The 13,299-nt window shown below is 66.9% G+C and carries 13 protein-coding genes; 10 read left to right on the top strand and 3 right to left on the bottom strand.

The features are described from left to right. The first annotated feature begins 63 nt into the window (after positions 1–63). From Q0Q48_RS03620 to Q0Q48_RS03595, 6 genes are all read left to right on the top strand, one after another. Complete coding sequence (locus tag Q0Q48_RS03620) at positions 64–789, top strand: Tim44/TimA family putative adaptor protein (protein ID WP_295134149.1); 726 nt, start codon at positions 64–66, stop codon at positions 787–789. A gap of 17 nt (positions 790–806) precedes the next feature. Then, complete coding sequence (locus Q0Q48_RS03615; RefSeq protein ID WP_295134146.1) at positions 807–1,910, top strand: MltA domain-containing protein; 1,104 nt, start codon at positions 807–809, stop codon at positions 1,908–1,910. A gap of 118 nt (positions 1,911–2,028) precedes the next feature. Continuing rightward, positions 2,029–2,820, top strand: coding sequence for a (Fe-S)-binding protein (locus tag Q0Q48_RS03610; RefSeq protein WP_295134143.1), 792 nt, complete (start codon positions 2,029–2,031; stop codon positions 2,818–2,820). Further along, positions 2,820–4,238, top strand: a complete 1,419-nt coding sequence (locus Q0Q48_RS03605) for a LutB/LldF family L-lactate oxidation iron-sulfur protein (protein ID WP_295134140.1) — start codon at positions 2,820–2,822, stop codon at positions 4,236–4,238. The genes Q0Q48_RS03610 and Q0Q48_RS03605 overlap by 1 nt, the downstream gene beginning before the upstream one ends. Beyond that, the gene (locus Q0Q48_RS03600; protein WP_295134137.1) at positions 4,235–4,921 is read left to right on the top strand and encodes an LUD domain-containing protein; all 687 of its coding nucleotides are present in this window, start codon (positions 4,235–4,237) and stop codon (positions 4,919–4,921) included. Before Q0Q48_RS03605 ends, Q0Q48_RS03600 begins: the two co-directional genes overlap by 4 nt. Continuing rightward, positions 4,921–5,703, top strand: coding sequence for a methyltransferase domain-containing protein (locus Q0Q48_RS03595; protein WP_295134134.1), 783 nt, complete (start codon positions 4,921–4,923; stop codon positions 5,701–5,703). Before Q0Q48_RS03600 ends, Q0Q48_RS03595 begins: the two co-directional genes overlap by 1 nt. A gap of 72 nt (positions 5,704–5,775) precedes the next feature. Here the strand turns inward: Q0Q48_RS03595 and Q0Q48_RS03590 are convergent, their stop codons facing one another. Continuing rightward, a complete protein-coding gene (locus Q0Q48_RS03590; RefSeq protein WP_295134130.1) occupies positions 5,776–7,155 on the bottom strand; it encodes a porin in 1,380 nt (459 codons plus the stop codon). A gap of 486 nt (positions 7,156–7,641) precedes the next feature. Here Q0Q48_RS03590 and Q0Q48_RS03585 point away from each other — a divergent pair, with 486 nt between their 5' ends. The 4 genes from Q0Q48_RS03585 to holA all read left to right on the top strand — a co-directional run bounded on the left by Q0Q48_RS03585 (position 7,642) and on the right by holA (position 12,040). Continuing rightward, the gene (locus Q0Q48_RS03585) at positions 7,642–8,115 is read left to right on the top strand and encodes a DUF3576 domain-containing protein (protein ID WP_295134127.1); all 474 of its coding nucleotides are present in this window, start codon (positions 7,642–7,644) and stop codon (positions 8,113–8,115) included. 101 nt (positions 8,116–8,216) lie between these two features. After that, on the top strand, positions 8,217–10,811 hold the full coding sequence (gene leuS / locus Q0Q48_RS03580) for a leucine--tRNA ligase (RefSeq protein ID WP_295134125.1): 2,595 nt from the start codon (positions 8,217–8,219) through the stop codon (positions 10,809–10,811). Between the two features lie 30 nt (positions 10,812–10,841). Further along, positions 10,842–11,000, top strand: a complete 159-nt coding sequence (locus tag Q0Q48_RS03575) for a hypothetical protein (protein ID WP_295134122.1) — start codon at positions 10,842–10,844, stop codon at positions 10,998–11,000. After that, a complete protein-coding gene (gene holA / locus Q0Q48_RS03570) occupies positions 10,997–12,040 on the top strand; it encodes a DNA polymerase III subunit delta (protein ID WP_295134118.1) in 1,044 nt (347 codons plus the stop codon). The genes Q0Q48_RS03575 and holA overlap by 4 nt, the downstream gene beginning before the upstream one ends. Positions 12,041–12,043: 3 nt before the next feature. Here holA and Q0Q48_RS03565 read toward each other — a convergent pair whose 3' ends face one another. Both Q0Q48_RS03565 and Q0Q48_RS03560 read right to left on the bottom strand, forming a co-directional pair. Further along, on the bottom strand, positions 12,044–12,859 hold the full coding sequence (locus Q0Q48_RS03565) for a family 1 encapsulin nanocompartment shell protein (protein WP_295134115.1): 816 nt from the start codon (positions 12,857–12,859) through the stop codon (positions 12,044–12,046). Between the two features lie 4 nt (positions 12,860–12,863). Further along, the gene (locus Q0Q48_RS03560) at positions 12,864–13,259 is read right to left on the bottom strand and encodes a ferritin-like domain-containing protein (protein ID WP_295134112.1); all 396 of its coding nucleotides are present in this window, start codon (positions 13,257–13,259) and stop codon (positions 12,864–12,866) included. Between the last annotated feature and the right edge of the window lie 40 nt (positions 13,260–13,299).

Raw genomic sequence — 13,299 nt, 5'->3', positions numbered from 1 at the left:
AGGCGGTTGCCTTGCCCTTTCCCCATTCGGAGCCTATGTAATTTGGGACAGTGGAGCGCCATCGTGGGAAATAACTACGACATCATCCTGATCGGGTTGGTCGCGGTCTTCTTGATCCTTCGGCTGCGGTCCGTGCTGGGCAAGCGTACCGGCAACGAACAGCCGCCGGCCCGCGATCCTTTCACGCCGCCCGCATCACCGCCGGCCACGCCGCGCGTCGGTGACGCCGCGCAGGGCAGCGACAATGTCGTGCCACTGCCGACGGCCAGTGCGCCGGCGCCGCGTCAGTCTTCGGCGACCACTGGACCGGGTGGCATTCGCGCGACCGTCATGCCGACCGCCACCTCGGGCGTCGCCGCGATCCGCACCGCCGATCCCGACTTCGAGCCGATCGGCTTCACGGGCGGCGCCCGCGCCGCGTTCACCACCATCGTCGAGGCTTTCGCGCGCGGCGATACCGCCGCGCTCAAGCCGTTGCTCGACAGCGCGACCTACGCAAGTTTCGAGGCCGCCATTCGCGGCCGCATCGAGCGGAACGAGAAGGCGGAGACCACGCTGATCGGCTTCGAGGCCTCGGATATCGCCGGCGCGGAGATGCAGGGCACGAACGCCGTCGTCACGGTGCGGTTCGTCAGCGAGCAGATCAACGTCGTCCGCAACGCCGACAGCCAGATCGTCGACGGCAATCCCAACGAAGTTCAGAAGGTCGTGGACCTCTGGACGTTCCGCCGCGATACGACATCGCGTGATCCCAACTGGCTGCTCATCAAGACCGAGAGCGAAGGCTGAGGGAGGCGTTTCCGAGAATGCGACAGAGCCTCCTCGCCGGCGGCATGGCCCTTTTGGCCGCTGCCGGTTTCCTCTCTGCCTGCGCCTCGACCCCCGGCTCCGCGCCTCAACAGCGCATCGCGATGGAGCCGACCTCCTATAACGAAATCGCAGGCTGGGCCGAGGATCGCCACGCCGAGGCCCTAGCCGCCTTTCGCCGCTCCTGCCCCAAGCTGACCGCCGGCCCCGATGTCGCGATCGCCACCGACGGCGGCGAGAAAACGATCACCGCCGGAGAGTGGAAGCGGATTTGCGACAACGCCGGCGCGGTGAAGGCGGGCGACGCCCGCGGTGCGCGCAATTTCTTCGAGTCGAACTTCCGCCCCCTGATCATCAAGGTGCAGGGCAAGTTCACCGGCTACTTCGAGCCCGAGATGCGCGGCAGCAAGGTGCCGTCCCGGCTCTTCACCGTTCCGGTCTACCGCAAGCCGCCCGACCTCGGCGACCAACCCTACCTGACACGCTCCGAGATCGAGGCGGGCGCCCTCAAGGGCAAGGGGCTGGAGATCGCCTACGTGCAGGATCCGGTCGGCCTGTTCGAGATGCAGGTGCAGGGCAGCGGGCGCATACAGCTCGCCGAGGGCGGCAGCATGACCCTGGGCTTCGACGGCTCCAACAACCGCCCCTACACGGCGATCGGCACGGTGCTGGTCGAGATGGGCGTGATGAAGAAGGAAGACGCGACCTGGCCCGCGATCCGCGACTGGCTGAAGCGTAATCCGCAGCAGGCGCGGGACGTGATGCGCAAGAACGAGCGCTACATCTTCTTCAAGGACACCCGGACGTCGGCGCCGATCGGTGCCGAGGGCGTGCCACTCACCGCCCAGCGCAGCATGGCGGTCGATCCGACGATCACGCCGTACGGCACGCCGGTCTGGATCGACACCCGCCGTCCCGTCTATCGCAAGCCCGGCGCCACCGAATCCTATCGTCGTCTGATGATCGCGCAGGACACGGGCGCGGCCATCAAGGGCCCGGCACGCGGCGACGTATTCTACGGCGCCGGTCCGCATGCGGCCGACTGGGCCGGCCGCATGAACAGCGACGGTCGCGCCGTCGTCCTGGTGCCGAACAAGAACTGACGGCCGCGACGCATTCGCGGCCTCCGACAAGGGCGCCGGCAAGCCCCCGCATTCAGGCTGGAACAATTCCAGAAAAGCGGCCGTTGCACGCCCATTTCACCGCTGCCATGTTCGGGCTGTGTCCACACCGCCGACCAAACCTCCTGTCCGCCCGCGCCGCGTCGCGCTCTTCGTCACCTGCCTCGTCGACCTGTTCCGGCCGTCGGTCGGCTTTGCGGCGGTAAAGCTGCTCGAAGAGGCCGGCTGCACCGTCGAGGTGCCGCCGCTCCAGGTCTGCTGCGGCCAGCCCGCCTACAATACCGGCGACCGGGCCACGACCCGCGCGATCGCCGCTCAGGTCATCGACGCCTTCGAGGGTTACGATGCGGTCGTGGCGCCCTCGGGCTCCTGCGGCGGAATGCTGTCACATCATTATCCCGGCCTGTTCGATGACGATCCGGGCATGAAGGCCCGCGCGGAGAATCTGGCCGGCCGCAGTCATGAACTCATCTCGTTCCTGGTGGATGTGCTGGGCGTCAAGGAAGTCGGCGCGCGCTACGACGGCTCCGTGACCTATCACGATTCCTGCTCCGGCCTGCGCGAGCTCGGCGTGAAGGACCAGCCGCGCAATCTGCTGGGCTCGGTGCAGGGACTCGAACTTCGCGAGATGAAGACCCCCGAAGTCTGCTGCGGCTTCGGCGGCACGTTCTGCGTGAAGTATCCCGAGATCTCGAATGCGATGGTCGGCGAGAAGTCGGCTGATATCGCCTCCACCGGGGCCGACACGCTGCTGGCCGGCGACCTCGGGTGCCTGATGAACATGGCGGGCAAGCTGCAGCGCGAAGGCAGCGCCATTCGCGTGCGCCACGTCGCCGAGGTATTGGCCGGGATGGGCGACCTGCCGGCGATCGGCGAACCGGAGCGCGGCTGATGGAATCGACGGCCCATGCCTTCAAGTCCAATGTCGATCACGCGCTGGCCGACCCCAACCTCCAGGACTCCCTGGCCAAGCTGAAGGTCGGCTTTTCCGAGCGGCGGCGGCAGGCGGCCGAGCGGCTGCCGGAGTTCGAGGCACTGCGCGACCGCGCGCGCGACATCAAGAACCACACGCTGGCCCATCTCGACTTCTACCTCGAGGAGTTCGAGCGCAAGGTCATCGCGCTTGGGGGCCACGTCCATTGGGCGCCGACCGCCGCCGACGCGCGGCGCATCATCGCCGAGCTCTGCCAGAGCGTGAACGCGCGCACCGTCGCCAAGTCCAAGTCGATGGTGGCCGAGGAGATCGCGCTCAACGAGCACCTCGAGGCGCTGGGCATCGCGCCAGTCGAGACCGACCTCGGCGAATACATCATCCAGCTGCGCAACGAACCGCCCAGCCACATCATCGCGCCGGCCGTCCATCTCACCAAGGACCAGGTCGCCGATACGTTCCTCGAACACCATGCCAAGCTGGGCTTCGACAAGCGCCTGACCGAGCGCAACGATCTCGTCGCCGAGGCGCGCTACGTCCTGCGGCAGAAATTCCTCGACGCCGATGTCGGGCTGACCGGCGCCAACTTCCTCGTGGCCGAGACCGGCTCGTCGATGCTGGTGACCAACGAAGGCAATGCCGACCTCTCGAACACGCTGCCCCGGATGCACATCGTGCTGGCCAGCATCGAGAAGGTGATCCCGACGCTCGAGGACGCAGCCGTGCTGCTGCGCGTGCTGGCGCGGTCGGCAACGGGTCAGGAATCCTCGGCCTACACGACGCTGAACACCGGGCCGAAGAGGCCGGGAGACCTCGACGGACCCGGGCAGTATCACGTCGTGCTGCTCGACAACGGCCGCTCTTCCGTGCTCGGGACCGAGATGCAGGACATCCTGCGCTGCATCCGCTGCGGAGCCTGCATGAACCATTGCCCGGTCTACGGTGCGGTCGGTGGCCATGCCTATGGCTGGGTCTATCCCGGCCCGATGGGCGCGGTGCTGACGCCGCAGCTCGTCGGCGTCGAGGAAGCCAGCAACCTGCCCAACGCCTCGACCTTCTGCGGCCGCTGCGAGAGCGTTTGTCCGGTGCGCATCCCGCTGCCCAAGCTGATGCGCCACTGGCGCGAGCGCGAGTTCGAGAAGCACCTGACCCCCAAGGCCGTTCGCCAGGGGCTGGCGCTTTGGAGTTTCGCCGCCCGCCGGCCTGCGCTCTATCGCCGTCTGACGGGGATTGCCAACCGCATGCTCGCCCTGTTCGGCCGCGCCGACGGCCGCTATCGGGCGTTGCCGCTCGCCGGCGGCTGGACGCGCTTCCGCGATTTCCCCGCGCCGCAGCCGGGGGGGACGTTCCACGCGCGCTGGGCGAAGAGGAAGTCATGAGCGAGGCCACGAACGACGCCCGGGCCCAGATCCTGGGCGGCATCCGCCGCTCGCTGCGTCGCGGCGAACTCACGGGCGAGGCCCGCAGCGCCGTCGAGACACGCCTCGCCGCGCCGCCCCGGGGCCCTTCGGTCGCGCGCGCGCGCCTGCCGCAGCCCGAGAAGGTCGCGCTGTTCTGCCAATGGGCCGATACCCTCAACGCCACGGTGGCCAGGGTCGGCGCCGATGAGGTGCCGGGGGAAGTGACGGCCTACCTCGCCCGCAACAACCTGCCGGCGACGGTCGCAATGGCGCCCTCCCCGCTGCTCGAGGGCTACGACTGGGCGAGCCAGAAGATGCTCTCCATCCGGCGGGGTCGCGGCGAAGGCAGCGACCAGGTTTCGATTACTGGCGCCTTTGCCGGCATTGCCGAGACCGGCACGGTCGTGATGGCCTCCGGGCCCGACCATCCGGTCTCGCTCAACCTGCTGCCCGACACTCATGTCGTGGTGCTGCGCGAGGCCGACATCGTCGGTGGCTATGAGGATGTTTGGGAGCGGTTGCGCGCCCGGTACGGCAAGGACCGGATGCCGCGTACCGTCAACACGATCACCGGCCCGTCGCGCACCGGCGACATCGAACAGACAATCGAATTGGGCGCCCACGGTCCGCGTCGTATGCATATCCTGGTGGTGCGCGACTGATGGTGGCCGGTGGCGCCACTCCCGGTGAGTTGGGCCCCGGTGAGCTACGCCCCGGTGAGCTGCGCATCGTCGGCACGACCGTTGCGCGCGAGATCGACCTCTTGCTGGACCGCGTGGCCCAGTCGGTCGGTCGGCGCGCGCCCCGGGTCCTGCAGGTGGGATCGCGTACGCTCGTCGCCGACCGCAACGTTCGCAACTGGCGCAACCTCGTCGCCAAGCGCTTCGGCCCCAAGGCCCGCTTCATCGGTCTCGATCTCGTCGAGGGCACCAACGTCGATTGCATCGCCGATATCTGCAGCGACATGCGGACCTTGAAGGGGAAGCTGGGGGAAGAGCCGTTCGACCTCGCGATCTGTTGCCATGTGCTCGAGCATACGCGCCATCCGGCGCGCGCGGCGCGCAACATCGAACGGATGCTGCGACCCGGCGGCCTCGCCTATGTGGCGGCGGCCTGGTCGCAGGCCTTCCACGCCGCACCCGACGATTACTGGCGCTTCTCGGCGCGCGGCCTGATGCTGCTGTTCGGGCAGCTGGAGATCGGCTCGTCCTTCTACAGCGGCGGCGATGTCGGCCTCGACGTCGCCTATCGCGTCGAGCGTGACGGCAGGCCCGAACTCGATTCGCGGGCCGGCGCCGTGGAGCAGGGACTCTTCCAGCTCGTCCTCGACCATGAGGACAACCGCGCCGTGCTCGCGCGTCAGGCGACCGAGCGCCTGCCGGTATCGCGGACCTACCTGCCCAGCCTGTTCGTCAACCTGATCGGCCGCCGCGTCTCGCGGTAGGAGGCCGAGGTCCGGACAAAAGAAAAGAGCGGGCTTTCGCCCGCTCTTTCCGATTTCTCGTATGTCCTGCGACTAGAAGCGCAGGTCCATACCCATCAGCAGACCCCAGCTGTTGCCCGAGACGGCAGCAGACGGGCCCGAAGCCGTGTACAGCAGACCACCGCCGGTGAGCTTCACGCCCGGCCCGAGCGCGTAGTTCACGCCGATTTCCCACTTGTTGACCGACTCCTGGCCGAACGAGAGGTTGGCGGGATTGCTGCCGTTGCCGAAGGCCGTGGAGTTCACGCCCGGAACGCCAGTGGCGGCCGGAGTGGTGCAGGTAGCAGCGTTGACCGCGATCGTGTTGCAGCCGACGGAGCCGTTGCCGTTGTTGTTGTACGAGCCAACCCAGCTGAACGACATCTGCCACGGACCGGTCTCGTACATGAGACCCGCAGTGTAGAAGCGCGTGTCGTTGTTCTGGCCGGTGTAGTAGTTCGAGCCGAGGCCCTGGTTGTCCCAGCCCAGCGCGCCACCGAGGGTGAAGCCCTTGAAGCCGAACTGAGCGCCGACGACCCACTGCTTCCAGCTGGTCGCGTTGGCACCGGTCGACATGTTGGCGGCACCGGCGAACGGCTGGTTGCCCGGGATGAAGCTGCCGTACAGGAACGCGCCGTACAGAGCGACCGTGACGTCACCGAACTTGTTCAGGTAGTTGGCGCCGACGTCGAACACGTCCTGATACGAGTAGTCGTTCGTCAGGCAGTTCGGCGAAGACGTCGCGTTGGTGTAGCCGCAAACGCCCTGGGTCGCAGCGCCCGGACCGACGCCGAGGCCGGAGCCAGCGCCACCCTGCGGGTTCACGTTGACCTTCGGACGATAGCCGACGCCGATCTGCAGGCCCTGGAAGCGCGGGGTGAAGTAGTTGATGCCCTGCGCGTCCTGGAACTGACCGGCGTTGGTCGTCGTCGTGGCGTGGAACCACGCCTTGTTGTTGGCGATGACGCTCTGGTTGGCCCAGGCGAAGTTCGTGTTGTGCTGAACCGCGCCGAAGCCGATGAGGGCCGACGGAGTACCGTAGTACATACGATAGGTCGCGGGATCGCGCGCACCGAACTCGACGCGGCCCCAGTCGCCGAAGGCGAACAGGAAGGCTTCGTCGATCCAGGCGCCGGCAGCCGCACCGGCGTTCTGGTTCCAGCCTTCGAGTTCGACGTGCACGCCGACCGAAGTGCCGTTGTCCAGCTTGGTCTGGCCGATGAAGTGGATTTCACCTTCCTGCTGGAAGTTGAGACCCTTGTACTGGGCCCACGTGCCGTTCGTGGCGTAGGTCGACTGGATGCCGCCGGCGACCGCGTAGAAGGTGTAATAACCGCCCACGCCGATCTTGATCGGATCGGCGGCCATGGCCGGGGCGGCCATCAGCCCGCCGACGACCAAGGCGGTCGAGCCAAGTAGAAGCTTCTTCATCATTCTCCCTCTCTCATTGATCAGAGACTGGTACGTACCAAAAGGCCTGTCCGACCGGCGGGAACTGGAAGCCGGAAGACGAGGCTCTCGGAATCCGCCAATACGGCAGGGCTATAAAACACTTCGATAAATCGAGGGTCAAGAAATGGTCGCCCGGCGGCTTCATTCTGCCCGCACCTGTGGCGTCTTTGTCACATTTGGCGAAGCTTAAGGGCGGGCGGGCGCGCTATTCGCAGAATGAGTTGCGTGAAGAGATTTGTAAATGGCATTTTTAAGTCCCAACGAGAAACTCGTTGTGTCATATTGCCCGCCCGCTTGCAGTTCACGCCACCTTGAGCCTATGGTCCCGGCCACTGTGTCCGCCGCGGAATTGCGGCCCAAGGGAAGAACAAGGCGCCATTCATGACGGGACTGTCCAGATTCGCGAGTGTAGTCGCTGCTGCGTCATTGGCAGTGGCCGCCGCTGGCTGCGCCGACGAAACCAGCAAGTTGGAAAGGAACACAGGCCCGTCGGGCGATCGGAGCCGAAACGACGTCCGGTCAGGCCTGGGTGGCCGCACCCAGGAGCAGGGCACCCTGTTCGGTCCCGGCGGCCTCCTGGGTTCGAAGGCCGAGAAGAAAGAGGACACCGGCACCGGGGTGGCGGTGAACGCCTATCTGTGGCGGGCCTCCCTCGACACCATCAACTTCATCCCGCTGGTCTCGGCCGATCCGTTCGGCGGCGTCATCATCACCGACTGGTACACCCCGTCCGAGACGCCCAACGAGCGCATGAAGGTCCAGGTCACCATCCTCGACCGCGAATTGCGGGCCGACGGCGTGCGCGTCTCCGTCTTCAAGCAGCAGACCAGCCCCAAGGGCGGCAACTGGGTCGACGCCCAGGTCGACCCGCGCACCAATATCGACATCGAGAACGCGATTCTCACGCGCGCACGGCAGCTTCGCATCGCCGGCGGGTCCTGACACGGCTCTTCTCTCTGTCAAAGCTTGACGTGAGAGGCCGCAGCGGGCATCCGCTGCGGCCTCAGTTTTTTCTGGGAACACCCTTTTTCGGGAAGATCTCCGTGTCGTCGACGCAAGCCGCACCCCCCGTGCGCTACAATTTCACCGAAACCGAGAGCAAGTGGCAGAAGGTCTGGGAAGAGCGCCAGACCTTCCGGGCCGCGATGGACAAGGCGCGACCCAAGTACTACGTGCTCGAAATGTTCCCCTATCCGTCGGGGCGCATCCACATGGGCCACGTGCGCAACTACACGCAGGGCGACGTGATCGCCCGCTACAAGCGCGCCAAGGGTTTCAACGTCCTGCATCCGATGGGCTGGGACGCCTTCGGCCTGCCGGCCGAGAACGCCGCCATGGAGAAGAAGGTCCACCCGAAGAAGTGGACCTACGAGAACATCGCCACGATGAAGAAGCAGCTGAAGTCGATGGGACTGTCCCTCGACTGGAGCCGCGAGCTGGCGACCTGCGATCCCTCCTACTACCGCCACCAGCAGAAGATGTTCCTCGACTTCTGGAAGGCAGGGCTCGCCTACCGCAAGGAAGCCTGGGTCAACTGGGATCCCGTCGACAACACCGTGCTGGCCAACGAGCAGGTGATCGAGGGCAAGGGCTGGCGCACCGGCGCGCCGGTCGAGCGCCGCAAGCTCACCCAGTGGAACCTCAAGATCACCCACTTCGCCGACGAATTGCTGAGCCGCCTCGACACGCTCGACCGCTGGCCCGAGAAGGTGCGCCTGATGCAGGCGAACTGGATCGGCAAGAGCCGGGGCGCCCGCGTCTTCTGGCAGCTCACCGACGCCTCGGGCGCGGATCACGGAAAGCTGGAGATCTTCACGACGCGTCCGGACACGCTGTTCGGCGCCTCGTTCATGGCCCTGTCGGCCGAGCATCCGCTGGTCCAGGGTCTCGCCGCAACCGATCCCGGCCTGCAGCACTTCGTTGCCGAATGCCGCAAGACCGGCACCGCGGCAGCCGAGGTCGAGACCGCCGAGAAGCAGGGCTACAAGCTGCCGCTGCTGGCCAAGCACCCGTTGATACCGGGCAAGACAGTCCCGGTGTTCGCCGCCAACTTCGTGCTGATGGAATATGGCACGGGCGCGATCTTCGGCTGCCCCGGCCACGACGAGCGCGACCACGAGTTCGCGACCAAGTACGGCCTGCCGATCCTGCAGGTCGTGGCGCCGGCCGATGGCGGGAAACTCGACATCGCCGCCGCGCCCTATGTCGAGGACGGCGTGATCGTGAACTCGGATTTCCTCGACGGCCTCGGCGTTGAGGACGCGAAGGCCAGGGTGATCGCGCGCCTCGAGGAGATGGGCGTCGGCAAGGGCACCACCCAGTATCGCCTGCGCGACTGGCTGGTCTCGCGCCAGCGCTACTGGGGCTGCCCGATTCCGGCGATCCATTGCGAGAGCTGCGGCGTCGTGCCGGTCCCCGACAAGGACCTGCCGGTGCAATTGCCCGACGACGTGACCTTCGATCGTCCCGGCAACCCGCTCGACCGCCATCCGACGTGGAAGCACGTTCCTTGCCCGACCTGCGGCAAGCCGGCGCGTCGCGAGACCGACACGTTCGACACCTTCATCGATTCGAGCTGGTATTTCGACCGGTTCACCTCGCCGCATCTCGAGACCGCGCCGTTCGACCGCGAGGAGAACCAGTACTGGATGCCGGTCGATCAATATATCGGCGGCGTCGAGCACGCGATCCTGCACCTGCTCTATTCGCGCTTCTGGACGCGCGCGATGCGCGAGGTCCAGATGACCAGCCGCGACGAGCCGTTCGACGGTCTCTTCACCCAGGGCATGGTCTGCCACGAAACCTATCGCGCGAGCGACGGCACGTGGCTGACACCCGAGGAGATCGCGCGCGAAGGTGGCAAGGTCGTACGCCTCTCCGACAAGAGCCCGGTCGATGTCGGCCGCTCGGAGAAGATGTCCAAGTCGAAGAAGAACGTCGTCGACCCGGACCAGATCATCCGTGACTACGGCGCCGATACCGCGCGCTGGTTCATGCTGTCCGACAGCCCGCCCGAGCGCGACCTCGAATGGACCGAGGCCGGCGTCACCGGCGCCTGGCGGTTCCAGCAGCGGCTGTTCCGCATCGCCTCGCAGGCGATCGAGACCATACCAGCCGTCGGCACGCCGAAGCCCGCGGCCTTCTCGGACGCGGCCATCGCGCTGCGCCGCGCCGCGCACAAGTCGATCGCCGGCCTCTCGGCCGATATCGAGGCTTTCCACTTCAACAAGGCCGTGGCCCGTCTCTACGAGTTCGCCAACACGATCGATTCGGTCGAGGCCAGGGACGACTCGACGCGCTGGGCACTGCGCGAGGCGCTCGAGATCTTCGTGCGCCTGATCGGCCCGATGACACCGCATCTCGCCGAGGAACTGTGGCACGCGCTCGGCCACAGGAGCCTGCTGGCGGACGCGCCGTGGCCGCTGGCCGAGGACTCGCTGCTGGTCGACGACACCGTCACCGTCGCCGTCCAGTTGAACGGCAAGCTGCGCGGGACCCTCGCACTGGCCAAGGATGCGCCCAAGGACGTGGCGGAAGCCGCGGCGCTGGCGCTGCCCGAACTCGTGCGCGGTCTCGACGGCAAGACGCCCAAACGGGTAATCGTGGTACCGAACCGCATCGTCAACGTCGTGGTCTAGGGTTCCAACACCCCAGGAAGGCCGGAGAACATGGCACGCAAGCCGAATTACGACTTCGAACGCCGCGAACGCGAGCGCCTCAAGGCCATCAAGGTCGCCGAGAAGGCCGAAGCCAAGCGCGCCGCCCGCGAGCGCGCCAAGGCGGGCGAGGGCAGCGAAACGCCCGAGGATGAGAGCAAGCCTGCGTGAAGGTCGAGGCACGCCAGGTCGAAGCCTTCCTCAAGAAGCCGGACCCCAGGGTCCGGGGCGTGGTTATCTACGGCAACGATGACGGGCTGGTCGCCGAGCGCGCCGTGGCGCTCGCCAGAACGATCTGCGAGGACCTCAAGGACCCGTTCCGCGTCGTCGATATCGCGGGCGACGTCCTGAAGCAGGATCCGGCGCGACTGGCCGACGAATTCGGCGCCCTGTCGATGATGGGCGGCCGCCGCGTGATCCGCGTGCGGCCGGCGGGCGAGGAGTCCGTCGCGGCGCTGGAGAACCTCGTCGAGGCAACGGCCGGCGATGCGCTGATCATCGTCGAAGCCGGCAACCTGACGCCGCGCTCCAACCTGCGCACGCTCGCCGAGACCGAAGCCACGCTGGCCGCCGTGCCCTGCTACATGGACAACGAGGCCGCGCTCGAAGGCCTCGTCGAAAGCGCGGCTCGCGCGCAGGGCCTGACCGTCGAGCCCGATGCGCTGGACTGGATCGTCGAGCGGCTGGGCGGCGATCGCGGCCAGACGCGCGGCGAGATCGACAAGCTGCTCCTCTACAAGGGCACCGACGCTGGCAGGACGATCACCCTGGAAGACGCGACGGCCGTGCTGGGCGACACCGCCTCGATCGGAATCGACGACGTGATCGCCGCGACCTTCGACGGCGAACTGGTGGCGCTGGATCGCGCGCTCGACCGCGTCTTCGCCGAGGGCGGCAATCCGATCCAGCTCGTGCGCTCGCTGCAGCGCCATGCGGACCAGCTGCATCTCGTGTCGGGACATGCCGCCAAGGGCGGCAATCTCGAAGGTGCGATGTTCAAGGCACGCGGGCTGCCGCGAGGCGGCCCGGTCCGCCAGCGCTTCGAGCGCCACGTGCGCACCTGGCCGCTGCCGCGATTGAGCGCGGCCCTGTCGACGATTCTGGACGCGGAGATCGAGTGCAAGCGGACCGGCTTGCCCGACGAGGCGATCGCCCGCCGGCTGTGCCTGCGGCTCAGTCAGGCCGCGCGTTCAGCGAAGTCACGTCGTTAGTTTCTACTTGCCCGGCGGCACCAGCGGAATCGCCGCCTGCGGCGACAGGACGAGGAAGGTGAAACTCTCCTCGATGTAGAGGCGCACGCGTTCGGTATCGTGCTCAAGATAGCCGATCGAGAAATCCTGGCCGACCGTCAACTCGAAGTCGCCGCCGCGCAGCGAGATCACCAGGCCGCCATCGAGGCCGGGCGCGGCGTGGACCTCGCCCTCGATCAGTCGCTGCACGTGGCTCAGGATCGGATAGCCGCCGTCGGTACGGGCCTGGAGATCCTTGTACAGCTGCTCGCTCAGAACGACGGCGAAGGGACCTTCGACGCCCTCGTCGCGCAGCTTCTTCAGCGCGGCAGCGACGGCATCGGGATAATCGGCATGGCTGGTGCCGAGCGCCACCGCCTGACCCTTCTGTGCCTGGCAGATGCCGGCGATCTGGGCCGCCTCATAGCCGTGGAAGATGGCGCGATCCTCGGCGATGGCGATTTCACGCGCCGCCGCCGTCACCGCGTCGAGATCGGGATCGCGCGCGCCGCGATCGATCGCGTCGAGTTCGGCGCGGCTCACCTCGAAGGGAATGCGCAGCTCCACCAGGGGCTGGATGCGGCGCAGCATCGCGCGCACGTTGCTGCCGCCCGGCGGCGACGCGATGGGGTCGGCGCGGCCGAGCTCGACGTCGGACGCACCCCAGCCCAGGGGTCCGCGGAAGTCGACCACGCGGCGCGCCGCGAGCAACGCCCGCAAGGTGCGCTTGGCTTCCTTCTCGATTTCTTCCCAGCCGGCCTCGGTAATGGGCGCGCGATCGCGGAACAGATGGTTCTTCATTTTGTCACCGGGTCGACTTCTTGCGCAGGCTGCCGATTCCGAGGCTGCCGTCGGAGGACGCTTCGGCCTCGGCGCCGCCACCCTCGCCCCCGCCGCCCTTGATCATGGTCGCTTCGATCCGGGTGATCGGGCCGTCCTTGAAGAGGAACGTGCGCAGATGCTCGTCCATCTTCGGATCGTTGCGTCGAAGCCATTCCAGGGCCATGGCGGCATGTTCCTTTTCCTCGTCGCGATTGTGCTCGAGGATGGAGCGAAGCTCGGCGTTGGCCGTGGCCTTGGCGCGCTGGTCGTACCAGTCGACGGCCTCGAGCTCTTCCATGAGGGAAACGATCGCTCGATGACGATCGATGACCTCGGGTCCGAGCGTGGCCGGGTCTTCGTGTAGCGTTTCACTAGCCATGGCCGCGACAACGCGCGGGTCGCGCGGAAGTTCCGCTCCG

The organism is uncultured Reyranella sp. (genome assembly GCF_945957355.1).
In the GTDB taxonomy this organism is placed as follows: domain Bacteria; phylum Pseudomonadota; class Alphaproteobacteria; order Reyranellales; family Reyranellaceae; genus Reyranella.
This window is presented reverse-complemented; position numbering and strand designations above follow the sequence as displayed.

Bases quoted from the DNA above. Each gene is read 5' to 3' on its own strand.
- Q0Q48_RS03615 (WP_295134146.1), top strand. From the start codon at position 807: ATGCGACAGAGCCTCCTCGCCGGCGGCATGGCCCTTTTGGCCGCTGCC.
- Q0Q48_RS03605 (WP_295134140.1), top strand. From the start codon at position 2,820: ATGGAATCGACGGCCCATGCCTTCAAGTCCAATGTCGATCACGCGCTG.
- Q0Q48_RS03600 (WP_295134137.1), top strand. From the start codon at position 4,235: ATGAGCGAGGCCACGAACGACGCCCGGGCCCAGATCCTGGGCGGCATC.
- Q0Q48_RS03595 (WP_295134134.1), top strand. From the start codon at position 4,921: ATGGTGGCCGGTGGCGCCACTCCCGGTGAGTTGGGCCCCGGTGAGCTA.
- Q0Q48_RS03590 (WP_295134130.1), bottom strand. From the start codon at position 7,155: ATGATGAAGAAGCTTCTACTTGGCTCGACCGCCTTGGTCGTCGGCGGG.
- Q0Q48_RS03575 (WP_295134122.1), top strand. From the start codon at position 10,842: ATGGCACGCAAGCCGAATTACGACTTCGAACGCCGCGAACGCGAGCGC.
- Q0Q48_RS03565 (WP_295134115.1), bottom strand. From the start codon at position 12,859: ATGAAGAACCATCTGTTCCGCGATCGCGCGCCCATTACCGAGGCCGGC.
- Q0Q48_RS03560 (WP_295134112.1), bottom strand. From the start codon at position 13,259: ATGGCTAGTGAAACGCTACACGAAGACCCGGCCACGCTCGGACCCGAG.